Consider the following 24,442-nt stretch of genomic DNA (forward strand, 5'->3'; position numbering starts at 1 on the left):
GTACTAACTCTTTACTCATTTTTATTTACGGATAATTCGAAATTAATTATTTAAAGGAACCAAAGTCGACATTTCACTTTCTTCCCCTTCAAATTCTTCTAAAATTTTCAATGAGTTATCTGTTAATTCTACAATATCAAAAGTTCCTCCTTCGCCATATTGAGTCCAAGAATAATTAATAGCGGTTTTACTGCTGTTACTCCAAGACCATTCTGCCAAGCCACCCAACACATCCGGATTAGGGTTTACAAACTCAACAAAATAAGTCCCTGCTTTCGAGAAAAGAACGGTTATTTCCTCCTCTGTTCCCTCAACATTAACATCATTTATACGAATCAATTTCCAACTTCTACATAACAAATCAGTCCTTTCAGAGCTTCCCATCTCCTCCTTTTTTGTAGCTTTCAAAGAAACAGGTTCCTCTGTTCCATCCTTCAATTCCACAACAAAGTTCATATGATCGGTTCCATAATCCGAAATCTTTATGGTTCCAAATTCTGAAAGGGTAATTGTTTGGTCAGCATCGTACTCATAGGTTCCAAACAATATTGAGTTACTAGCAGATGACTTCACCGTACCCTCTTTTACAATAATGTAGTTGCCACTTTCATTAAACTCAAATGATTTAAATTCGCTGGTCCCTTCAACGACCCATTTTGCATTTATACTAGCCTTTGTTTCAAGCTCATTTTTTGACTCACTATCATCTTTATCGCAAGATACAAAACACATGATAGCTATGAATGCAAGTAAAGTTTGTTTAAAAATCTTCATACTAATATTACATCAGGTTTATAAATAAAATAATATCCATTTAACTCTTTTAACAAAAATAAGATTAAAAGATCTTAAATGGTTTTATATAAAGCCCGAAACTATGAAAAATTTTCACAAAAACATAATCAACCAAAAAAGTTAATAAAAAATTAATCAATATTGAGAATTCAAAAAGGTGATTCCAGGACAGTTACACTTTTACAATATTATTGGGGTTTAATTTCCGATTCCCATCCCAACGGTAAGCAATCAGATGTCCTCCATTTGCGACACAGGCATCCACACAGCATAAATTATCACGGATGACGCCAGCTTGGCCATTCAAACAATAGTGTCCAAAAAAGACAGGCGGATTCTCTACTGAATAAGGAGGTATTTCCACACAAAGTTCAGGAGGGATTGTATAATGAGGTAGCTTGAAACGATTACCAAAGGCCAAAGAACTAAAGCTCTCCCCCTCCATCTTATTCCACCACTTTATTCGAAACATGCTGCGTTTAACCCCATAACTATCCTTAATAATCATATCATTGGGTAAAGCAAATTCTCTTCCCTTCAACAAAAGCATACAAGCCTCATAAAGCTTGCCTTTCTTAGAGTGAATCTTTCGTAGGAATTTCTTACTCAATCTATTTTGAGGATGTTTTTCACGAATCAAATCAACAGCTTCCTGATCCCAACAGGCATGAACGACTCTAAACCCATCAAATTCAAGAAACATGGGTAGAGATCGTAACCATTTCAGGTAAACTTTCTTAGCCTCTTTATTCGCCTGAAACTCGAGATAAGTTCTTCTAATTTGAGCCTTATTCTTCAAACTATGCTCACGCAAGGGAAATCCTTCTTCGTCCTTCGTATAATAGGCCAAAACATTAAGTTCATGATTACCAACAATGGCATAAGCAGAACCGTAATCGACCATATTTTTTATCAGGCAAAGACTGTCAATCACACGAAATCCTCTATCGACAAAATCACCTACAAAAACAGCTTTACGTTCGGGATGAGCATAAACACCAGCTTCCTTTTTATACCCTAAGGTTTGAAGCATTTCTTCCAGGCTCTCAAATTCCCCGTGTATATCTCCAATTATATCGTACAATGTGCTTCCTTTAATTATGAATAATAAATCGTAAACAAACCTCTAAGGGCTCATAGTTCTCTTTTATCAAAGATATAAAAACAAAAAAACTCTCCCTATTGTCAAACAATAAGAAGAGTTTATATTTTAAATCAAATTAATACCTCGAATCAATCAGTCGCTAAAGCTTGAATAATTTCGAAACACGAACTTCTTTCTTTACTTTATTGGGGCCAACATAAGTAAATTCGTTGGTTTTACTACAATACTCATAATCATTTTTCCATTCCTCAAAATTGGCAATAATTTGCTTAATGGACTCAACAAAATAGATAACCTCTTTGTCTGTGGTAGTTGGATGCAACGACCAACGCACCCATCCCGGCTTATGTGTTAAATCACCAGCGCTAATCTCACAGGTAATGGCTTGTGATTTCTCCGGTGTAACATTCAGCATATAATGGCCGTAAGTACCAGCACAAGCACAACCTCCTCGAACCTGAATACCAAAATGGTCATTCAATAATTTCACTAACAAATTAAAATGAATGTACTCAATATAAAACGACATCACACCAATACGCTTCTGACCATCATCAGCAAGAATCGTAACATCATCAACTTCACGCATCAGACTAAAGGCTAAATCGAGCAATTCTTCCTCACGCGCTTCCATTTTATCTGTTCCCATCTGATTTTTCACATCGATAGCCAAAGCGGTTCTTATCGACTGTAAGAAACCTGGTGTTCCTCCATCTTCACGTGCCTCAATACTATTCACATATTTATATTCTCCCCAGGGATTTGTCCAATCCACAGTACCACCACCTGGATTATCGGGAGCTGCTTCGGGATTATAAAGTGCTGAATCGAAAATCATAACACCTGACGAACCTGGACCACCTAAGAATTTATGTGGTGAGAAGAAAATTCCATCCAGCTTGCAAGCCTCATCTTCAGGATGCATATCAATATCAACATAAGGGGCTGAAGCTGCAAAATCAACAAAACAAATACCGCCATGCTTGTGCATCATTTTTGCCATTTCGTGATAAGGAGTAATAATCCCTGTCACATTTGAACAAGCGCTGAACGAGCCTATTTTGAGTTGACGATCAGCATACTTCTCCAACTGTTTTTCTAACTCATTTAAATCAACTCTAAGACCTTCTCCGGGAGGCACGACAACCACATCAACATTGGTTTCATACCATGATGTTTGATTTGAATGATGCTCCATATGGGTGATAAATACTACAGGTTTTTGTCTTTCTTTCTGACAAACCGTAGAGCTCATATAACCACAACCTTTCAATCCTAAAATTCGTTGAAGCTTATTCACAACAGCAGTCATTCCATAACCCGCATGTATCAATACATCATTGGGACCAGCATTACAATGCTGCTTTATTAAATTCTGAGCTTCATGGTAACTTTGAGTCATTAAAGTACCGGTAACATTGGTCTCTGTATGTGTATTTGCCACATAGGGTCCAAAATCCTTCAGCATTCTCTTCTCGAGAGGCTTATATAAACGTCCGCTCGCAATCCAATCGCCGTATACGATAGTTTGCTTACCAAAGGGAGAATAAAATCGGGCTTCGTTTCCCACCGTATTCTTTCGGAACTTTTTGAAATGGTTCTCCAAATTGCTCATTCGTTAGATTTGTTTTATGTGTTTTGTTGTTTGTTTAGATTTCGCATGTCTCAAATCGATTAATATTCAGACTGTTTCATCTGATTTAAGAACGGTCGTAAATTTATATATTCTAAAAAAGGAATACAAATAGCAACCGGATATATTCCTATATCTCAGGCTATTTGTACCCACTCGCAATTCTAAACAGAACATGTATAAATCTGATTGTAAGTGTGTATTATTAAGAAAAGGCAACAATGTGTTAACAATAAATAATTCCGCCTCTTATTTAGAATGGAGCATATTTATGAAGGATAAAAGAATTTGAGGGGAAAACACTAAATTTGTCTTCATTAAAAAAATACCCTTTTCAAAATAACTAGTATTTACAGCAGATTTTAAAGATATATGGAGACAATTATTCAACTCTTCGAAAAGAGTGTAGAACAGTATCCAAACAACCCTTTTTTGTGGGAAAAGAATGATGGCGCATATATTCCTCAATCGTATAAAGAACTTCAAACTGAAGTGCATCTGTTAGCGGCAGGACTTTTTGCAATTGGCATCAAAAAAGGCGATCGAATTGGCCTGCTTTCAGAAGGTAGAAATGCATGGGTTCTCTCAGAACTGGGCATACTCTACGCTGGGGCTGTAAATGTTCCCCTTTCAGTAAAATTAGATGCACAGAATGAATTAAAATTTAGACTTCAACATTCTGAAGCACGACTCCTTATCGTTTCGAAAAATCATCTCTCTAAAATCAGAGAAATTAAAGATGATCTTGATTTTCTGGAACAAATCATCGTAATAGACGAAGATATTGAGTTGCAATCAAAAGAAATTTATCTATCTTCCCTTTTAAGCTTTGGGCAAAACTTAAGTGACGAAGATAGAATGCAATTGGAAACCCTTTGGTTGGCGATTGAGGCAAACGATAATGCAAACATATCCTACACCTCAGGTACGACTGCCGACCCTAAAGGCATCATTTTATCGCACAACAACTACACCTCAAACGTGAAACAAGCATCAAGTTTGATGGATATTCCCCCCAGCTACAAAACGTTGCTTATTTTACCTTGGGATCATTCTTTTGCGCACACGGCAGGCATATACAGTTTCATGTTAAAAGGAGCTTCAATCGCTGCTGTTCAGCAGGGGAATTCACCTATGGACGCTCTAAAAAATATTCCCAAAAATATCAAAGAAATACAGCCGGACATTCTGTTGAGTGTACCAGCTCTGGCAAAGAATTTCAAAAAAAATATTGAAAAAAATATCAAGGCTAAAGGTCCTACTGTAGAACGAATGTTCAACAAAGCTCTCGACGTAGCTTATCGCTACAACGGAATAGGCATGGATAAAGGGAAAGGAACCCGAAAATTCCTTAAACCCATATATAAGTTCTACGACAAACTTCTTTTTTCAAAAATCAGAGACAACTTTGGTGGTAATTTAAAATTCTTTGTGGGTGGCGGTGCCTTACTCGATATTGAATTGCAACGCTTTTTTTATGCAATTGGTCTGCCCATGTATCAGGGATACGGCTTATCTGAGGCCTCTCCAATCATATCGTCCAATGCACACCATCGCCATAAACTTGGTTCATCAGGCTTCCTTGTCAATAATATGGACTTCAAAATTTGTGACGATCAGGGGAATCCATTACCTGCAGGTGAAAAGGGTGAGATTGTTATCAAAGGGGGTAATGTTATGAAAGGCTACTGGAAAAATGATAAAGCCAGTGCTGAAACACTAAAAAATGATTGGCTGCACACGGGTGATATGGGCCATATAGATGAAGAAGGCTTTCTTTACGTTTCCGGTCGATTTAAATCCTTACTGATTGCCAACGATGGTGAAAAATATAGCCCTGAAGGTATTGAAGAAGCCTTTGTTCATAACTCATCCTATATCGATCAGTGTCTTTTATACAACAATCAGAATCCATATACCATTGCCATGATTGTTCCTAACAAAATGGCTATTCAAGCTTATCTGAAATCTTGTGGCTTAAGTTCAAATACTGAAGAAGGCCAAATTGAGGCACTTAAACTGTTGCAATCAGAAATGAATGCCTATAAAACAGGTGGTATTTATCAGGATATGTTCCCACAAAGATGGATGCCAACTGCAACAGCTGTTCTACCTGAAGCTTTTTCTGAAGACAATAAGCTGGTGAATTCAACCATGAAAGTCGTTCGTGACAAAGTTATTCGCTATTTCAACGACTATGTCGATTATCTCTACACACCAGATGGTAAGAACTTCATCAATACAAAAAATAAAGAAACCATCAGGAATCTTTAAAAGGTTCCTTAAAATAACTCGACACAATCAACACACAATTCAACCATGAAGTTTAATTCAAAGACAATCAACCTGTTTTTTGCTTTGCTCCTGTTATCAATCAGCGTCAGTGCAAAAAACTCAGAAGCTGATAAACAACGAAACAATTACAAAGGTAAAGCCCCCAAATACATTTTCTATTTCATAGGCGATGGCATGGGCTTATCTCAAGCCAATGCAGCTGAAGCCTATATGGCAGCCGTTAACGGGCAGGATGGCATTCAAAAACTTGAAATGAATAAGTTTCCACACCATGGTTTTTACACCACAAATGCCACCAATAGATTTATAACCGGATCGGCCGCTGCAGGAACTGCTCTGGCAACAGGACATAAAACCAGTGTCAATACCATTGGTATGGATGCTTCAAAACAAAAGCCCCTTCAATCTGTCGCTGAAAAAGCCAGAGATTTAGGCTATAAAGTGGGTATCATTTCATCAGTCTCTATCGACCACGCAACTCCGGCTTCCTTTTATGCACACCAACCATCTCGTAGCATGTACTACAATATCAGTCTGGATTTAAGTCGATCAAATTTCAATTATTTTGCTGGTGGAGGTATTAAGCATCCTGTAGGAGATGGTAAAGTGGATAAAAACAATATCATGGCAAATTTTGGTATGGGCACTGATAAAGACGTTGAAAACAAGCAAACCAATTCAATTGAACTGGCAAAAAAACGTGGATATAAAATCTTAAACACTAAAAAAGAGTTTAATCAATTAAGAAAAGGTGATGATAAAATCATTGCTATTGCTCCTCGTTTGGTTGGTGGCAAAGCCCTACCTTACGCTATTGACCAGAATGAAAACGATATCCCATTAAGCGAATTCACAAAAAAAGGGATCGAGCTTTTAAACAACAAAAAAGGGTTTTTCATGATGGTTGAAGGAGGAAAAATAGACTGGACCTGTCATGCCAATGATGCGGCTACGGCAATCAAAGAAGTCATGAATTTTGACGCTGCAATTAAAGTTGCACTTGATTTCTATAATAAGCATCCAAAAGAAACTCTAATTGTTGTAGGGGGTGATCACGAAACAGGTGGTATGGCTCTTGGTTTTTCTGGCAGCCATTATCATTCCGCTTTTAAACTGTTACAATATCAGAACATTTCTAACGATGGTTTTACTGAAATTATCAATGAATACAAAAAAAATAATAAGGATAATTACAAACTTGAAGATGGAATGGCCTTAGTTGAAAAACACTTTGGTCTTGGCAATAAGAATAAAGGCTTGGAACTTTCTAATCTTGAGAAAAAGCAACTTAAAAATGCTTTTGAACAAAGTATGAGTGACAATAAGGAAATCAAAAAAGATGACCAATTCTATCTGCTATATGGAAGTTATAATCCATTGGCAGTAACAGCCTGCCACATCTTATCTCAAAAAGCAGGAATTGGCTGGACTTCCTTCTCACATACTGCAACACCAATCCCGGTAAAAGCAATTGGTGTCGGTTCTGAACTGTTTTCCGGCTATTTCGATAATACGGATATGGCAAAAAACATATTCAGACTTCTGGAGTTAAACTAATCATTTGAAACATATTTGAAGGGTGAGCTTTTAAGTTTTCAAATAGAACTTAAAGACTCACCTTTTCCATTTAAAAATATATTGCAAACACAATTGGCATGATTAAAGTTCCTAAAAAATCAGATCTCATCTTAGTTGGCTTATTAATTATTGCGTGCTTCAGCCTAATTGTTTTTCCCAATGAATTTAGTAAGGATCAAGAAGCTAATACGCAACGCGTAAAAGCCCTGGTTTTGTCCACGAATAATGAATTGATGGTAGAAACTGGGATCCTAAAAACAGGAACACAGAAACTTCAAATCAGAATATTAGATGGGAAATTTAAGAACGTCGAAATTCAAGCATTTAATCAACTGATTGGACGTATGGAGTTTGATAAACTTTTTATTCCCGGCGATAAAACTTTAACGGTCTTAAACTTAAACCAAGACCATTCAACGATTAAAAGTGCCAATGTAATTGATCATTACAGAATCAATATGGAACTATGGTTATTAATTCTTTTCGTTATACTACTGGTTAGCTTTGCTGGCTGGGTTGGACTCAAGGCCATTCTATCCTTCATGTTTGCGGGTTTAACCATCTGGAAATTACTCCTACCCGGCTTTTTAAAAGGGTTCGCCCCCATCCCACTTTCTTTGGGAATTGTTGCGCTGCTAACTTCTGTTATTATATTCCTTGTCGCCGGGACAAATAAAAAAGGCTTGGTGGCATTTTTGGGAGCAATGAGTGGGATTATTGTGACCTGCATGATGGCCATTATTTTTGGTGCAGAGTTCAATATACACGGCGCAATTAAACCTTTTTCTGAGACCTTACTCTATTCGGGTTATGCCCATTTAAATCTTACAGATATATTCCTTGCCGGTATTTTTATTTCCTCCTCAGGCGCGGTTATGGATATCTCAATGGATATTGCAGCCTCTCAAGCCGAAATCATCAATCACAACCCGGCAATTAGTACAAAAAAATTACGCCAGTCAGGATTCGAAGTTGGTAAAGTTGTTGTAGGAACCATGACGACCACCCTTTTACTGGCCTATTCGGGCGGTTTCTCAGCACTCCTAATGGTTTTCATCGCTCAGGGTACCCCCATGACTAATATCCTCAATCTTAATTACGTTTCGGGCGAATTGTTACACACCTTAGTTGGTAGCTTTGGTTTGGTCTTGGTCGCCCCTTTTACAGCAATCATTGGAAGTTGGGTGTTTACCCGTCAAAAGGTTTCAAAAATATCAAACTAAAAAAAGCCTTAAACCAAACTCTTCTCGATATAACGCCTAGTTTATTTAGATTAAATCAAAATAAATAAATCTATTTTGCCAAATAAAAAAATAGGCATACTTTTGATTAACCGATTTAGTAAACCGATTTAGTAAAATTTACACATTGAAGAAGAAGTCAATTAAGGATATCGCCCAAGACTTAGGTCTATCAAAAACGACCGTTTCTTTTGTTCTCAACAACAAAGGAGATGAGAAGAATATTAGTAAAAAAACGCAAAAAAAAATATTGGATTATGTCAGTGAAGTGGGCTATCAGCCCAATCAAATAGCTAAGAGTTTAAAAAAAGGCAAAACAAACACGATAGGCTATTTGGTTCCCGATATCTCCAACCCCTTTTTTGCAAAAATAGGACGTTTGCTTGAAGATCATTTTTGGGAAAAAGGCTATCACTTGCTTATTGGTAGTACTGATGAAAATAAAGATAAAGAAACGCAAGTTCTTAACATGTTTGTGAACCGTCAGGTCGATGCCTTAATAGTCGCTTCCTGTTTTATACAAAGTGATGCGATCAAGTCATTATTGTCACAAGATTTTCCTCTCGTATTTTTTGATAGAGAAGATCCGGAAATCGAAGCCAACTACATTTTAGTTGAAAATAAAATATCGATGAAAAACGCAGTTGAAAGTGCAATCGATTCCAAATCTCAGAAACTTGGCTTGATATCATTAACACCAGACGTATATTCTTTAAAAAATCGTATCGAAGGTTATAAGATGGCCTTGACAAACAACAAGATCGATTTTGACAAAGAATTAATCAGAATTGTTGACAACAACAATTTAAAGAAGGGAACGGAAAAAGAACTTAAATTTTTAATTGAATCGGGTGTTGATACTGTTGTATTTACGAATAACCAGATTGCAGTTATTGCCATTTGGCTGATGAACACTTACTATAAAGACAAAGTGAACGATATCAAATTCGTCAGTTTTGATAACGTCGACCTGTTCGATTATTCAATGCCCAAAGTCATATCTGTGGCGCAACCTATTGAAAAAATAGCCATGCACACCACTGATATAATCGAAGAAATACTAAGATCTAAAAAAAGTGAAAACAAAAGAATTGAGTTAACACCTAAATTAATCGAACGAAAATAACAAATGAAAAATAATTACTTAAAATCTGGTCCAATTTTCTTAGCCTTCCTATGTATGGGATTTGGCGATGTTGTGGGCCCTTTAACAAGCCAATTACAAGCTGAATATCAGCTATCAAATTTCATGGCAGGCTTGGTAACCTTCATGGGCTTTATCATGTTTGGTTTACTCTCAGTTCCCATGGGACTCTATCAAGATAGAAAAGGGAAAAAAACGGTGTTGATATTAGGGATGATAGCAGCCCTTGCCGGGCTAACACTTCCTATCCTAGGTGATTTCTCTTCATTTGGTCTATTATTAGGCTCTCTCTTACTGCTTGGCACTGGTGCTACAATTTTACAGGTTGCCGGAAATCCAATCATGAGAGATGTATCTCCAGAGGGTAAATATTCAAGAAACCTATCATTCGGACAATTCACAAAGGCAATCGGGTCCTTATCAGGAGCCCTACTCCCCCTGCTTGCAGCAAAATACTGGGACTTAGACTGGAAAATACTTTTCCCTATTTATTCAAGCATTCTTTTAGTTGCCATTATCTATTTATGGTCTGTTAAAATCGAAGAAAAGAAAGATGAATCTGAAACTCCAGCATCCTTCAAATCGGTATTGTCTCTATTAAAAAACCCCTACGTTTTTTTTATGGTTCTAGCCATATTTCTATACGTTGGAGCTGAAGTTAGTATGAGTGCAAAGCTTCCTAATTTCTTGGAACACAAATTCAATTTTGATATCAAAGAATTAGGCCTTTGGGGAACACTTTTCTTCTTTTTGGCATTGATGACAGGACGATTTCTAGGCGGTATTATTTTAAACTGGATGTCACCTCAAAAATTCTTAAAGATAACATCTATAGTTGCTATAATTGGAATCTTGGGACTATATATCGCAAGTAATTCGATTATCGGCTTTGCTGCTATTCTGATTATCGGTTTGGGATTTGCCAATATTTTCCCTTTGGTATTTTCAATTACAATTGATGCAATGCCTGAGCGTAGTAATGAAATATCAGGACTAATGGTAACCGCCATAATTGGAGGAGCTATTGTTCCAGTCATTTTTGGAGCAGTTGCTGACATTTTCTCATTGATGGCAGGTTTTATTGTAACACTAGTTTGTATAGGCTATATTTTAGCCTTATCATTTTATAAAAGAAAGTAATTGACGAACATGAATATATGGAGTGACAAAAGAGTCGTATTAACCCTTGATGCAGGTGGAACAAACTTTGTTTTTTCAGCAATTAAAGGTGGTAATGAAATTATAGATCCTATTCAAAAACCATCAAACGCTGATCAATTAGAGCTTTGTTTACAAACAATTGTCGACGGTTTTCAAGAAGTTAAAAATCAACTGGATGAAAATCCTGTCGCCATTAGTTTTGCATTCCCCGGGCCAGCCGATTACAAAAGAGGTATTATTGGAGATTTAACAAACTTACCTGCATTTCGTGGTGGCATAGCATTGGGGCCAATGTTGGAAGAATATTTTAATATTCCTGTCTACATAAACAATGATGGTGATCTATTTGCATTTGGAGAAGCATTAGGAGGCATCTTGCCCGAAATAAATAAAAAACTGGAAGCTGTCAATAGTCCTAAACGCTACAATAATCTAATTGGTATAACTCTGGGAACGGGATTTGGAGGAGGTTTGGTACAAAATAATGAACTTTTTATTGGCGACAATTCAATTGCTAGTGAAGTTTGGTTAACAAGTTCAAGGCTGTTCCCAGAGCAATTTGCCGAAGAAGGTATCAGTACAAGGGCGATTCAGAGAGTTTATCAAGAAAATGCTTCCGGTGAATTAAACAAAGATTTAATGCCAAAGGATATTTATGATATTGCAAAGGATGAAAATCATCCCAATACGAAAGCAGCAAAAATTGCTTTTAAGCAGTTTGGAAATTGCTTAGGAGATAGTTTAGCCAACTTACTTACGATTACCGATGGTATCGCAGTAATAGGTGGTGGACTATCAGGAGCAAACGATTTATATATGCCTGCTGTGATGGATGAAATAAATGGACAGTTACAAACGGCTCAGGGAGAAAGTATCCCCCGATTGGTTCAGAAAGTTTATAATATTGATAACGAACACGAGTTTAATGAATTCGTTAAAGATCAGTCCAGAGAAATTATAATACCTGGAACGAATAAATGTTTAAAATATGATCCAGAACCTCGTTTAGCTGTATGCTCAAGTAAACTGGGAGCAAGCAGAGCCATTGGAATTGGTGCTTATGCTTTTGCATTAAAACAAGTAAGTCAGCAATAACAATTGGCTCCATTTTATTGATCATTTTAAGATTGAATTTTTTTACCTAGTATACTAAATCGGTTTAGTAACTAACAAAAAGTCTTTTTTTATATTAAAAACGAAGTTAAGTTCATAATAACCAATTTGTTTAAAAAACCATTTATAATTAATATTTACTAACTATGAAGAAGTACGTTTTACGAAATCTTCGCTCAGGCATAAACAACCCAATAAGGCTTGAGAGTAAGATAGGAGTTTTAGCTTTGCTTTTTGCAATAATGGTTTTGCCATTATCAGTAAATGCAAACGTTACCAATTTGCCAGATGCAACATTAACGGTTGCCACTCAAAAACTTATTACGGGAGTTGTTACTGAAGAAAATGGAACCTCTCTCCCCGGAGTTTCTATCGTTATAAAGGGAACCACACAAGGAACGGTTTCTGATATCGATGGGAAATTCGAAATCTCAATTCCAAACGAATCCAGTATTCTGGTATTTAGTTTCATTGGAATGTTAACGCAAGAAATTACAGTTAGTTCTCAATCTGAGTTGAATATTGTTATGCTTGCTGATACAAAACAAATGAATGAAGTTGTTGTTACAGCCTTAGGTATTAAAAGAGAGAAAAAAGCTCTGGGATATGCTGTTCAGGATGTAAAAGCTGATGAATTAACCCAGACTGGTAACTCTGATTTGGTAAGTTCTCTATCAGGTAAAGTTGCCGGTGTGCAAATCAACCAATCAGGTGGCGGAGTTGGAGGAACATCCCGAATTGAAATTCGCGGGGCCAGTTCTCTATCAGGGAATAATGCTCCTCTTTGGGTTGTTGATGGTGTTCCTTTTGATGATGGAAACAGTAGAGATGGATCAGTTTGGGGCGGAACCTCAAGAGCTGGTGGAGCTTTTGATTTAAATCCGGAAGATATTGAATCAATTTCTGTTCTTAAAGGGCCTAATGCTGCTGCTCTATACGGAGAACGTGGGGGTAATGGTGTCGTATTGGTTACCACAAAAAAAGGAACACGTGGAAAAGGATTGGGCATTAGCTATTCCGGAAGTTTCACTTTTTCTGAAGCGGCCTATATGCTCGATCTTCAGAATAAATATGGTCAAGGTACCAAAGGTGAATACGACAATACCAATACCTCATCATGGGGACCTGAAATGAATGGTCAAATGTTTGAATCATGGACAGGTGAAACAATTGCCTATGAGGCTCAAAAAGACCGCCTGAAAGACTTTACAAGAACAGGTGTTGCCCAAAAACACAACGTTTCATTTACAGGCGGTAACGATAAAGGTACTTACCGTGTGTCTTTGGGAAAAGATATCATGAATGGAATATACGAAGATCATAAAGTTGAGAAAACAACTTTTGACTTAAGAGCAGATTATGACATTAATGAATGGCTGAATATAGATACCAAGTTATCTTATTTCTTAACTGAAGGTAACGAACGCCCTGAAATTGGGAATTATAGCTATGTGTCATACTTCAATTCCATGCCTATGAATATCCGCAACCAGGATTTAGCTCCAGGTTACAACATCGTAGGTGGTAAGCACGTTGAAAAACTTTACACCACTCCTAACGCTGGCAATAGAAATCCATATTTTCTTCAAGCACAAACTACAAATCACGATGAGAAAAACAGAACCTTCGGTTATGTTGCAGCCAATATTAAATTGACTTCTGATTTGAAAGCCAAGTTTAAATATGGTATGGATTTCTATCAGTTTTCCAGTTTAGAAGGCTATTTATATGCAGATAATGTAGATGCTTCAAGACCAAATTATAGCCCTTCTCAATCCAATTTTAAAGAAGAAAACTATGAATTCTTGTTATCCTATAATAAGGATATTAATGAAGATTTTACAATCGGTTTAAATGTAGGTGCCAATAATATGAACAGGTACCATAAAATCTTGAATGCGACTTCCGGGCGTTTGAGTTCAGAAGGAGATTTCTTTTTAGGTGCAGGTTCAAACATCAAGGCTAGTGAAGGAATCACAGAATCAGAAGTTCGATCAATCTATGGATTTGGACAGATTGCTTATAAAAACGTTCTGTTTCTTGATTTTACTGCCCGCAACGATTGGTCATCCACTCTTACTGCTGCTGATGCTAAGTTTGACAATTCATATTTTTATCCTTCATTCAGTTTAAGTGGAATCGTTTCTGAAATGGTAGACTTACCGGAATTTATCACATTTACAAAACTACGAGGTTCTTGGGCACAGGTTGGGAAAGCAACAACACCTTATAACACAAGTCAAAGTTTTAAAATTGAAAACTGGAACTTCGGATTGTCCAGAGGAATGGTTGCATCAACTCAAGTGATTAAAGATCTCAAGCCTGAGATTTCCACATCATGGGAAGTTGGGGCTGACATGAGATTCCTGAACAACCGTATCGGACTTGATTTCACTTATTACAATGAAGAAACAAAAAATCAAATATTACCAGCTCCAACAGTACAAAGTTCTGGTTACGATCTACGCTTAATCAATGCAGGTTTAATTACCAATAAAGGAATTGAGTTAATGTTAACTACAGTCCCTGTTAAAACCAATGATTTCAGATTAGGAATTGACTTTAATTTCGCTAAGAATGAAGGCATCCTCGAAAAATTGGCTCCAGGAATTCCTGAATATGATTTAGGTATGGGCGTTATGGCACTACCGGGTGAAAAACTAGGTGTTATTCGAGGAAGTATCTATAATAGAACTGAAAGTGGCGAAATCATTGTTGATGCAAATGGTTTACAAACGACGGCTCAGGGTGATGATCATATTTTGGGGAATATTCAGGCTGATTGGACAGGATCCATTAATTTGAATGCTGAATACAAAGGCTTCTTTCTTTCTGCTTTGATGTCGATCCAGGAAGGTGGTGATATTATTTCTACATCAGAGCAAAGTGCGGTGTCTTCAGGAACTGCGGCCAGAACAACCGAAAACAACCGTATGGCATTGTTTGTTGATGGAGTAACAGCTGATGGCGGAGCAAACAATGTCATGATTAGTGCTGAAGAATATTGGAGAGAATTATCAAAAGTAGACGAAGAATTTATTTACGATGCCTCACATATGAAACTGAAAGAATTGGCCATTGGCTATAATATTCCGAAATCAATATTAAATAAAATCCCTCATAGTCCTGTAAAAACAGCCAGATTTTCTGTTGTAGGAAGAAACTTATTCTATTTCTATAAGCATACGCCTGGAACAGCACCGGATGCAAGTGCTTATAGCTCTTCATTAGCAGCTCAAGCCTTTGACTTTTCGCCAGTACCTGCTACAAGAACATATGGATTCTCTCTTAATGTTGGTTTTTAATTATTAAAAATAAGAATATCATGAAAAAAATATATTTAGGCCTGATCTCACTGGGACTATTCGTTCTGTCTAGTGGCTGTTCTGATGATTTTGGAGACATGAATGTCCCATCAGATGCCGTAACAGATGTTGAACCTAAATTCTTCCTTAATTCAATGCAACAGGAAGTATTTGCTAATTATCAGCGTAATGTCAACCTGTATCCTGATTTATATTCACAATACTGGGCCAATACCGTTTCAGGTTTTGGATCACCTCGTTATGAATATGTAGATGGCTGGATCGGTAATCAGTGGAAAGAGTTTTACACTCGACATTTACGTGATGCACTTGCTATTGAGGCTTCGTACGCAGAAAACCCAGTATATGTGGATGCCATTGCTATAAAAGATATTTGGATGTGCTACTGGTGGTCAAGAATGACCGATACTTATGGCGATATCCCCTATTTTAATGCTGGTCAAGGTGAAGATGTGCCTTATACTTCACAACAGGAAATTTACGTCGATCTTTTTAAACGATTAGACCATGCAATCTCCAGCATCACAGGTGGTGAAGAGCAATACAAATACGACGATGGTTACGATCTTATTTATGAGGGTGATGCAAGACAGTGGCAAAAATTTGGAAATTCTCTTCGACTACGTCTGGCTATGCGTATTTCCAATGTTGATCCTGTAAAAGCTCAAGCTGAAGTTCAAGCTGCTATAAATGGAACCGGAGGTTTATTAACAAGTAATGATGATGTGGCAAAAGTTCCCATGTGGAGTCAGGGTTGGTACGATTATTTACACCAAATGGCTTGGAATTGGGGCAATGTTCGCATGTCAAAAACCTTCTCTGACAACCTGTATAACCAATCAAGTGCAGGCGAAGACCCAAGAGCACCAAAATGGTTTGCCTACAAGGTAGAGGGGGAATCTAAGACAAAAGAGGAAGCTGGTTTCGATCGGTATAAAGGGATTGAAAACGGTTATAATCTTGTACCTGCAAATTCGGACGATGATTATGCAACCATCAACCTTGAGGGTGGCTATATTGATTTTGAAGGCGATGGCGGAGTCAATCTGATGTATTGCCCTGTTATGTTCTACTCGGAAGTTAAATTTTTGCTGGCAGAAGCGGCTTTGCGTGGTTGGACTACTGGCGATGTTAATACACTTTACAAAGAAGGTGTATCTGCTTCAATGGAATATGTAGGCGTATCAAGTGATGATGCAAGCACTTATATCGATGGACTGCCAAACATTTCAGGTTCTAACGAAGCTCAATTAAAACAAATCATAACTCAAAAATGGCTGGCTAATTTTCCAAATGGTGTTGAAGGCTGGGCAGATTTCAGAAGAACGGACTACCCTGATGTGACTTTACCTAAAGATGGTGTGAGTGGTAGCTCAACCGTTGCTACAGGAACCTGGGTTAAACGAGTACGCTATCCGGACAACGAACACCTTCAAAACGAAGCCAACATGCCATCGGCATTAAATACCTTGGACGGTGATAGAATGGATATTCGTTTATGGTGGGACACTGCTGATACCAAAACCAAAACAGCTGGTATCATGAATAGCAATTTTTAATTTGAAAAAACTAACGAATGTGTATTGGGATTATTAATCCCAAGCACATTGTTTAAACTTTGTTATATGAAAACAATGAAATTAAACATAAAATTATGGTCCTTTCTGGCTGCCTTTTTAATGGTTTTTACCATTGCAGCTTGTGACGATGATAACGATTTAGGTCAGGTTGATGCAACTTCACTCGATTCATTAATTACTGAGGCTAATGACTTAATTGCAACAACTGAAGAAGGAACTAGTCCGGGCGACTACAAGCCTGGTTCTAAAAAACAATTACAGGATGTTTTAACCTGGGTCGATTGGAAAATTGCCAATGCTGAATCTCAAGATGATGTGGCAGATGCAGCGATTAAACTGCAAACTTATATTGATATTTTTAAAACAAATATTGTTAGTCTGGCTGTTCCAATTATTGGTCAATCTAACGATACCTACATTCAAATATCGGATAATATTAAACCTCTTTTTAATGAAAGTTTCACCATTGAAACAAAGATTTATGTTGTCGATTTAGCTACAAAAGGTTATTCAAACAACATATTTGCAACTGAACAATCAGGTCCTGATAGTGGTTTTGTAATTCGTTATTTTGGTGATGGTACAATTCATTTAAATGTTGGTAGTGGCAGTGGCTGGAATACTATAGAATCAGAACCCGGTGTAATTAAAGCGGGTGAATGGATGCATATTGCATTTGTAAATGAAATTAGCAGCCAAAAACTGTATGTTAATGGTGTAGAAATTTTATCACAAGACAAAGCTTATATGCCAGCTCCAGAAGCATCATTTGTGATTGGAAACGGCCCAACCTGGACTGACCGTGTTATCAACGGAATGGTTAAAGATGTCAGAGTATGGTCTAATGCCAGAACTGAACAACAGATCTCAGACAATCAGGATGCTGCTTTTGAAAATACAGAAGAAGGTTTAGCCATGTATTTCCCTTTCGATGCTGATTTGGGTACTGAATTTAAGGACAACACAGGTAAATACACTGCCACTTTTAAAGGTGATGTTACCTGGGCTGCAGATGGGATTCCTCCTGTAATCGTAATCGATTTTTCAGAACTAAACACATCTATTGCTACCGCAACAAGCTTAAAAGCAGAAGTTGTTGAAGGGACGAACAATGGGGATTATCCAATTGGAACAAAAGACTACATTCAAGAACTAATTGATGAAGGAAATGATCTTTTAGCCAATGCTAAAAAACAAGATGAAGTTGCTGCGCAGGCTTCTTCAATTAACTCTAAGTTAAAATTAATTAAAGACAATCTAGTCGCAGATGCAACTGGTATCATGGTAGAACCAGAATCTGATATTTATGGATTCAGCATTACACCTAACTATACGCCTCAGGGGGACTATACCATTGAAATGGATATCGAATTTGAATCTCTGGGCTATGGAACAGCAGTGTTCTTCTATGGTTATTCATATGGTATATGGGCTACAGGCTACGAAGAACTAACCGAAGAGAATGTCTTAAATTCCGGAGCCTTATGGAACTTCACTGACGCGGGTAGCGGATGGCAAGGCCCAAAAGCTGATGCATTGACAATCAAACCTGGGAACTGGCAGCATGTTGCTTTAGTTCACGACAATACCGCTCGTACAACTACGCTTTATGTTGACGGTATTGAAATGGGTGTTGATGACAATATTGGTACTCCTAATATTCCTTCCGATTCTGATTTCCGATTATTAGGAAGCAATTGGGGAAGCGTGATGCACGGCTCTATCAAAGATTTCCGTATGTGGGATGTTGCTAAAGCTGCTGCAGATCTAAACGCAGATATTGATGGAACTGAAGATGGTCTACAAGTTTATTTTCCTCTTGAAAAAGTTGCTGGTGTTAAATTTAAAGATGTAACTGGTAACTATGAAGGTGAACTTAAGGGTGTCAAATGGAATATTGAATAAATAATTAGTTAGAATGAAAATGGAGCCGTCTTTAAGTGGCGGCTCCATTTCTATAACTCAATCAAAATCACCATATTTAATACACGAAATCAATTCAACCATTTTAAGATTAACAATATGCATCCTATCAGAAGTCAACTGCTTTTTATTTTAATCGTCCTGTCTTTATCTCATTCGGTATTGGGACAATCTACAAAGCTTATGTCCTTTAATATTCGATACGATAACCAATGGGATATTGAAAACAATTGGATGCTCCGCAGAGACAAAATCACAAAACTTATAAATAGATACCAACCTTCTATCGTAGCAACTCAAGAAGCTCTGAGTAATCAAGTTAACTTTCTGGATAGTACATTAAGTAATTACAGCTATATTGGAATTGGGCGGGAAGATGGAAAACAAAAAGGTGAATTCTGTGCCATTTTCTACAATCCTGCCAAATATAAAGTCATCAAACAAGCCACATTTTGGTTATCTGAAACTCCGGATATAGTATCTGTGGGATGGGATGCCGCTCTTGAACGTATTTGTACATACGCTCTTTTTGAAAATATTAATACAAAAGAACAAGTCTACATCTTTAATGCTCATTTCGATCATCAGGGGAAAGTAGCACAAGAAAATTCTGCCCGCTTAATTTTAAAGAAAATCGAGGCAATTAATAAAGAAGATTTACCTGTCGTTTTAATGGGAGATTTAAACGTGACCCCGGAAGAAAAGACTATTACAATATTAAAAGAAGAGCTCACTGATGCCATCACGCTCTCTTCTTCCCCATTTTATGGCCCTAAAGGCACATTCAATGCTTTCAAAAACGAACCTGTTACCTCGCGAATCGACTACTGTTTCGTTAAAAACATCAAAGTATTATCCTACTCCCATATCGATGACAGACTTGATAATAACAAGCATATTTCAGACCATTATCCTGTTCTGGTTGAAATTGGGACAATCAAAAAATAGATTCAGACAACATCAAACTTACAAGCTATATACCATTTTAAAATGAACAAGTTGAACCTAAGTAAAATTCTTATTTCTGCATTTGTATTTAGTCTGGGATGCATATCCTGCCAAACAAAAGTGAATTATATTCCCATTGATAACAATCCAATTCAATTTGTAGATCCTACAATTGGATCAGGAGGCCATGGACATGTTTTTATTGGAGCCAGTGTTCCCTTTGGTGCGGTTCAACTCGGTCCCAATAATATTACAATGGAATGGGATTGGTGCTCAGGTTATCACCATTCTGACACAACCATTATTGGGTTTTCACACACCCATTTAAGTGGAACCGGTATTGGAGATTTAGGTGATATTCTTATGATGCCAGTCACCTCAGTTAACGATTACAGCATTGAAAATTTAAGTGCAAAAACACGTCTTTCTGGTTTCTCACATAAAACAGAAAAAGCGCAAGCTTCCTATTATTCGGTTCATTTAAACAAATATAACATTGATGTAGAGCTTACAGCCAGCGAGCGCGTTGGCTTTCAGAAATACAACTACAAACAAAAAGGCAATTCACAAGTAATTATCGATTTGGAAAGAGGAATTGGTTGGGATAAACTTGACAAAGCCGAATTAATAAAACTTGACGACTACAGTATTGCTGGGTATCGTTTTTCAAAAGGCTGGTCAAAGGATCAACGCATCTATTTTGTGACAAAATTCTCGAAACGTATTAAAGATTTCAAACAAGTTGGTGAAAACGCCCAGTATACAGTTTTAAGTTTCGAAGGGAATGGTGAATTAATGCTCAAAACAGCCATTTCTCCTGTAAGTATAGAGGGTGCTATCAATAATCTGACAACTGAAATCCCTGAATGGGATTTTGAAGAAGTAGTTGCCAATGCCAACACCAAATGGAATAAGGAGCTCAACAAAATTCAGGTTAAGACAGCCAGTCAAAAAGATTTAAAGATTTTTTATACGGCTTGTTATCACAGTATGATTGCACCAAGTCTTTTCAACGATTCGAATAAAGACTACCGAGGAACAGACAAGAAAGTCTATAAAGACGTTGACTTTAACAATTACTCAGTCTTCTCTTTGTGGGATACTTACCGTGCAGCTCATCCCCTATTTACAATTACACAAAGCGATCGTGTTAGTGATATGATTAACTCCATGCTTAAAATTTATGAGCAACAAGGGAAACTCCCAGTTTGGCACCTAATGGGAAGTGAAACCAACACAATGGTCGGTTACTCTGCCGTTCCTGTTGTTGTTGATGCCTGTTTAAAAGGGATAAAAGGTATTGATTATGAATTAGCCTACGAGGCAGTAAAAACAACGGCAACAGGTGATTTCGAGCCTGGAGTGAAAGAAATGATGACGCTGGGTTACATTCCTGCCGATGCCATGCACGAATCGGTTGCCTCAGCCTTGGAATACGCCATCAGCGATTGGGCAATCGGCCAATTAGCAAAACGTTTAGACAAAGAAGATGACGCTATTTATTTTGCAAAAAGAGCAGAAGCCTACCGAAATTATTTTGACTCGTCAGACAAATTCATGAAAGGTAAAATGAAAGATGGCAGCTGGAGAACGCCTTTTGACCCTTACTCTGCTCAACATCGGGTTAACGATTATTGCGAAGGGAATGCCTGGCAATATCTGTGGTTGGTTCCTCAAAACCCGGAAGGTTTAATTGAGCTTTTTGGTGGTGATAAACCATTTATCAGTAAGCTTGATTCATTATTCTCAATCTCATCAGAATTGGAAGAAGGAGCTTCGAATGATATTACAGGACTTATTGGACAATATGCACATGGCAACGAGCCTTCACATCACACCACCTATTTGTATGCCTATGCAGGCGAGCAATACAAAACGGCTGATAAGGTTCGTTACATCATGAACGAACTTTACTCCGACAAAATTGATGGTTTGTGTGGCAACGAGGATTGTGGTCAAATGTCGGCCTGGTACATCATGTCATCCATGGGAATGTATCCTGTTAATCCAAGTAATGGTGCTTACGTTTTTGGCAGTCCATTATTCAACGAAGTAACAATCAACCTACCGGGTAATAAAAGCTTTAAAATTCTTGCTAAAAACAATAGCGACAAGAATATCTACATTCAATCAGTCAGTTTAAATGGTAAAGAGTATACAAAATCTTTCATTACGCATAAGGATATCGTAAAAGGTGGAACCCTGGTTTTTAAAATGGGATCAACACCCAACACCAATTTTGGGAAAGCCAATCAAGACAGACCTCAATCAATTGTTTATTAGATTAAAATAGAACCATGAATAAAATACAAATCTTAATAATCACCTTTGCGACACTGCTAACAGCTTGTCAACCTGCAAAAGAAATTAATCAAAATTCGTCATTGGTTGATTGGGTCAATCCTCTAATGGGAACAGATTCTGATTATAGCCTATCCAACGGGAATACCTACCCCGCAGTGGCTTTGCCCTGGGCCATGAATTTTTGGACCCCGCAAACAGGAAAAATGGGAGATGGCTGGTGTTATGCTTATGATGCAAAAACCATTAGGGGAATCAAACAAACTCACCAACCCAGTCCATGGATCAATGACTATGCAGCCTTTTCATTTATGGCTGTAACGGGTGATTTAAAATTTAAAGAAGACGAAAGAGCTTCGTGGTTTTCACACAAAGCTGAAATCTCGAAACCCAATTATTATAAAGTTTATCTTGCAGATTACGATGTAAGTGTTGAGCTAACGCCAACCGAAAGAGCCGCGATGTTCCAATTCACATTTCCTGAGAATAAAAATTCGTACATCCTTTTAGATGGATTTTTTAAAGGATCAGAGGTGAAAATTCTGCCTGAACAAAGAAAAATAATAGGTTACTGTCGTAATAACAGTGGTGGTGTTCCCGATAACTTCCACAACTATTTTGTTGCCGAGTTTGATAAGGACTTTGAACTGACACACACTTGGAATGGCGATAACTTAAAACAGAACTCAAAAGAAGCAACAGGGGATCATGTTGGAGCAATCATCGGTTTCAAAACAAAAAAAGGTGAACAAGTTCATGTCAAAGTTGCCTCATCCTTTATCAGCCCCGAGCAGGCACAATTGAATTTGGATCGTGAAATCGGGAAAAAGAATTTTGATCAGGTTTTAGAAGAAGCCAAACTGGCATGGAATAAAGAACTTTCACGTATTAAAGTTGAAGGCGGAACTGATGATCAGCTTAAAACATTTTACTCTTGCTTGTATCGCGTTTTATTATTCCCTCGTAAGTTTCACGAAATTGATGATCAAAATAAAGTTGTTCATTACAGTCCTTACAATGGTAAAGTACTACCCGGTTACATGTTTACTGATAATGGCTTTTGGGATACGTTCCGGGCTGTCTTTCCATTTTTTACCCTAATGTATCCTGATTTAAATGCTCAGATTATGGAAGGGTTGGCCAATACTTACAAAGAAAGCGGTTGGTTACCCGAGTGGGCAAGTCCTGGTCACAGAGGATGTATGATTGGATCGAACTCGGCATCACTAATTGCAGATTCATATTTAAAAGGAATTCGGGGGTATGACATTGAAACCCTTTACAAAGCCATTTTAAAAAATACCGAATCCTACAACAAAGACATTACTTCAGTCGGTCGTTTTGGGGCTGAATACTATAACAAACTCGGCTATGTTCCCTACAATGTAGGGGTAAATGAAAATACCGCAAGAACATTGGAATACGCCTATGCTGATTTTTGTATCTGGAAGTTAGCGATTGAATTAAAACGTCCTCAAAAAGAGATTGATTTATTTGCCAAAAGAGCTCAGAATTTCAGAAACGTATTCGACTCCGAAACGGGTTTAATGCGTGGAAAAAATGAAGATGGCATATTCCAAACACCTTTTAATCCTTTAAAATGGGGTGATGCCTTTACAGAAGGAAACAGTTTGCACTACACCTGGTCTGTTTTTCATGATGTAAAGGGCTTAATCGATTTAATGGGCGGTGAAGATAAATTCACATCAACTTTGGATGGCGTATTTAATATGCCTCCAAAATTCGATGCGTCATACTATGGTTTTACCATTCATGAAATCCGTGAGATGCAAATTGCGAATATGGGGAATTATGCACACGGAAATCAACCCATTCAGCACATGATCTACCTGTACAATTATGCAGGTCAACCCTGGAAAACACAATCTCATATCAGAGAAGTTATGGATAGGCTTTATACGCCACAACCTGATGGCTATTGTGGTGACGAAGACAATGGGCAGACTTCTGCATGGTATGTATTCAGTGCAATGGGATTTTATCCGGTTTGTCCTGGTAGAGACGAATATGTTTTTGGTTCTCCCCTATTCAAAAAAGTCAGTTTAAGCCTTACTAATGGTAAAACATTCACTATAAATTCAAGTGAAAACACCAAAGAAAATATTTACATAAACAGCATCAAGCTGAATCAAAAAAATTATGAATTTAATTACATCAAGCATCAAGATATCCTAAAAGGGGGAACACTCGATTTTGAAATGTCAGAGCATCCTAACTTGAAAAGAGGAACCGGGAAAAGTGCTTACCCATCATCAATGACAAACTAAATATTTAAAAT

The 24,442-nt window shown here is 37.4% G+C and carries 15 protein-coding genes; 12 read left to right on the forward strand and 3 right to left on the reverse strand.

Annotated features, from left to right (window positions below):
* Positions 1–42: 42 nt before the first annotated feature.
* The 3 genes from EV201_RS14835 to EV201_RS14845 form a co-directional block, all read right to left on the reverse strand.
* On the reverse strand, positions 43–774 hold the full coding sequence (locus EV201_RS14835) for a hypothetical protein (RefSeq protein WP_130308422.1): 732 nt from the start codon (positions 772–774) through the stop codon (positions 43–45).
* A 193-nt stretch (positions 775–967) separates the two neighbouring features.
* Positions 968–1,879 (reverse strand): metallophosphoesterase, encoded by a 912-nt coding sequence (locus tag EV201_RS14840; protein ID WP_130308423.1) that lies wholly within the window; start codon positions 1,877–1,879, stop codon positions 968–970.
* Positions 1,880–2,039: 160 nt separating this feature from the next.
* A complete protein-coding gene (locus tag EV201_RS14845) occupies positions 2,040–3,515 on the reverse strand; it encodes an aminotransferase class V-fold PLP-dependent enzyme (RefSeq protein WP_130308424.1) in 1,476 nt (491 codons plus the stop codon).
* A gap of 390 nt (positions 3,516–3,905) precedes the next feature.
* Here EV201_RS14845 and EV201_RS14850 point away from each other — a divergent pair, with 390 nt between their 5' ends.
* From EV201_RS14850 to EV201_RS14905, 12 genes are all read left to right on the forward strand, one after another.
* Positions 3,906–5,807, forward strand: a complete 1,902-nt coding sequence (locus EV201_RS14850) for an AMP-dependent synthetase/ligase (RefSeq protein WP_130308425.1) — start codon at positions 3,906–3,908, stop codon at positions 5,805–5,807.
* Between the two features lie 45 nt (positions 5,808–5,852).
* Entirely contained in the window at positions 5,853–7,385 is a 1,533-nt protein-coding gene (locus EV201_RS14855; RefSeq protein ID WP_130308426.1) for an alkaline phosphatase, read from the forward strand.
* 98 nt (positions 7,386–7,483) lie between these two features.
* The gene (locus EV201_RS14860) at positions 7,484–8,629 is read left to right on the forward strand and encodes a YibE/F family protein (RefSeq protein WP_130308427.1); all 1,146 of its coding nucleotides are present in this window, start codon (positions 7,484–7,486) and stop codon (positions 8,627–8,629) included.
* A gap of 145 nt (positions 8,630–8,774) precedes the next feature.
* The gene (locus EV201_RS14865; protein ID WP_130308428.1) at positions 8,775–9,773 is read left to right on the forward strand and encodes a LacI family DNA-binding transcriptional regulator; all 999 of its coding nucleotides are present in this window, start codon (positions 8,775–8,777) and stop codon (positions 9,771–9,773) included.
* Between the two features lie 3 nt (positions 9,774–9,776).
* The gene (locus EV201_RS14870) at positions 9,777–10,931 is read left to right on the forward strand and encodes an MFS transporter (RefSeq protein ID WP_130308429.1); all 1,155 of its coding nucleotides are present in this window, start codon (positions 9,777–9,779) and stop codon (positions 10,929–10,931) included.
* Between the two features lie 9 nt (positions 10,932–10,940).
* The gene (locus EV201_RS14875) at positions 10,941–12,047 is read left to right on the forward strand and encodes an ROK family protein (RefSeq protein WP_130308430.1); all 1,107 of its coding nucleotides are present in this window, start codon (positions 10,941–10,943) and stop codon (positions 12,045–12,047) included.
* 164 nt (positions 12,048–12,211) lie between these two features.
* Positions 12,212–15,370: a SusC/RagA family TonB-linked outer membrane protein gene (locus EV201_RS14880; protein WP_130308431.1), complete on the forward strand. Its 3,159-nt coding sequence runs from the start codon at positions 12,212–12,214 to the stop codon at positions 15,368–15,370.
* A 20-nt stretch (positions 15,371–15,390) separates the two neighbouring features.
* A complete protein-coding gene (locus EV201_RS14885; protein ID WP_130308432.1) occupies positions 15,391–16,950 on the forward strand; it encodes a SusD/RagB family nutrient-binding outer membrane lipoprotein in 1,560 nt (519 codons plus the stop codon).
* A gap of 66 nt (positions 16,951–17,016) precedes the next feature.
* The gene (locus tag EV201_RS14890) at positions 17,017–18,876 is read left to right on the forward strand and encodes a LamG domain-containing protein (protein WP_130308433.1); all 1,860 of its coding nucleotides are present in this window, start codon (positions 17,017–17,019) and stop codon (positions 18,874–18,876) included.
* 117 nt (positions 18,877–18,993) lie between these two features.
* The gene (locus tag EV201_RS14895) at positions 18,994–19,842 is read left to right on the forward strand and encodes an endonuclease/exonuclease/phosphatase family protein (protein ID WP_207224509.1); all 849 of its coding nucleotides are present in this window, start codon (positions 18,994–18,996) and stop codon (positions 19,840–19,842) included.
* Positions 19,843–19,884: 42 nt separating this feature from the next.
* Positions 19,885–22,125, forward strand: a complete 2,241-nt coding sequence (locus EV201_RS14900; protein WP_207224510.1) for a GH92 family glycosyl hydrolase — start codon at positions 19,885–19,887, stop codon at positions 22,123–22,125.
* A 14-nt stretch (positions 22,126–22,139) separates the two neighbouring features.
* On the forward strand, positions 22,140–24,431 hold the full coding sequence (locus EV201_RS14905) for a GH92 family glycosyl hydrolase (protein ID WP_130308434.1): 2,292 nt from the start codon (positions 22,140–22,142) through the stop codon (positions 24,429–24,431).
* The last annotated feature ends 11 nt before the right edge of the window (positions 24,432–24,442 follow it).

Source organism: Ancylomarina subtilis, assembly GCF_004217115.1.
In the GTDB taxonomy this organism is placed as follows: domain Bacteria; phylum Bacteroidota; class Bacteroidia; order Bacteroidales; family Marinifilaceae; genus Ancylomarina; species Ancylomarina subtilis.